This is a genomic window from Bradyrhizobium campsiandrae (genome assembly GCF_014529705.1).
Lineage (GTDB): Bacteria > Pseudomonadota > Alphaproteobacteria > Rhizobiales > Xanthobacteraceae > Bradyrhizobium > Bradyrhizobium campsiandrae.
On sequence record NZ_JAANIH010000286.1, the window covers coordinates 1 to 381 of the forward strand.

Genomic DNA, 381 nt, shown 5'->3' on the forward strand with positions numbered 1-381 from the left:
TAACCGCCGTGATCTTCGTGACCAAATGATTATTACGATTGACGGAGCAGATGCTAAGGATTTAGATGATGCTGTTACGGTGAAGCAACTTCCGAACGGTAACTGGAAGCTGGGCGTTCATATTGCTGATGTAACGCATTATGTGACAGAAGGCTCGCCGCTTGATGTCGAAGCGCAAGAACGTGGAACGAGTGTTTATTTGGTTGACCGGGTAATTCCGATGTTGCCACATAAACTATCGAACGGAATTTGCTCGCTTAACCCGCAAGTAGACCGTTTAACCATTAGTTGTGAAATTGAAATCGATCAAGAAGGTCATGTGGTTAACCACGAAATTTTTGAAAGTATTATTAAAACAACGGACCGTATGACGTATACGGA

The 381-nt window shown here is 43.3% G+C and carries 1 protein-coding gene; it reads left to right on the top strand.

The features are described from left to right. A partial coding sequence (locus G8O24_RS47435) for an RNB domain-containing ribonuclease (protein WP_188108465.1) occupies positions 1–381 on the top strand: 381 nt, incomplete at both ends.